The following is a 910-nucleotide window of genomic DNA, read 5'->3' on the forward strand; positions in this document are numbered from 1 at the left end:
GTTTTAAAGTTTGTAAAAATTTTTTGATTTGTTCTAAATCACTAGGGGCGGTTTTGGTATTCCATCCACCGATTCTAATTCCTTGATCGAAGTTGTTGTTCATATTTTTGTTTTCTACTTTCTATTGAGAATTATTAGTTTAAAAAAATAGTTCAAAAAAATTGATTTTTGTAACAAATCATTTTTGACAAAGTTTTTTGATTATTGTGTTTTTTAGGTTGTTTTTGATAATTTGAATAAAAAAAACGTGCTAATTTTTAAGACCAATAATGCGAGATTTTTGGAGGTAGTCATTTTAGGTAATGGTATAATTCAACTCAAAAAGTTAAGTGCAATTTTTGGAATTGTTTTTAACCATTTTGGGATGATATTTGAAATTGTTCTTATTTGTTTTTATCATCAATTAAATAATCTTCCTTCCAAAGTAAACTACCATTTGAATTGTAATAAGTTTCTTTAATTAATTCATTGCCAGACTTATTCCATTCAGCTATATAATTGATTCTGCCGTTGGGATAATATTGAATGAATTTAATCATTTCCTTGGTATTTGGATTATATTCATGCATATGAGATTTTTTATTTTTTGAATAATAAAAAATTTCTTTAATTAATTGTTTTTGTTGATTAAATTTTTGTTTTTTCATTTTTATTTTCTCCTTTGAATTTGTTTTGGTATTTTTTTTAATTGGTATTTTATAATAAATCATTATGTTATGACTTCAACTTTATCTGCACCAAAGAAATGAATGGCTAAATCTATTATTTGTTTCTTTTCAGCCTCTTCGTATGAGATGTATGGATCTAAAAAACATTTTTGATAAGCTTCTTTCCCATATTGTCGTAATAAATCATCAACATCTTTACAAGTTTTGTCATAAGGGGGCAAAATGCGTCTAATTTCATAAGG

At 25.1% G+C, this 910-nt stretch carries 1 protein-coding gene and 1 pseudogene; both read right to left on the reverse strand.

Annotated features, from left to right (window positions below; all coding sequences use genetic code 11):
* Window positions 1-383: 383 nt before the first annotated feature.
* Complete coding sequence (locus ON17_RS02580) at window positions 384-647, reverse strand: DUF2963 domain-containing protein (RefSeq protein WP_017191945.1); 264 nt, start codon at window positions 645-647, stop codon at window positions 384-386.
* A gap of 62 nt (window positions 648-709) precedes the next feature.
* Window positions 710-910: pseudogene (locus ON17_RS02585) on the reverse strand (toprim domain-containing protein); the annotation flags it as partial.

Origin of the sequence: Poinsettia branch-inducing phytoplasma str. JR1, assembly GCF_000309465.1 — a bacterium.
GTDB classification, from domain to species: domain Bacteria; phylum Bacillota_I; class Bacilli_A; order Acholeplasmatales; family Acholeplasmataceae; genus Phytoplasma; species Phytoplasma pruni.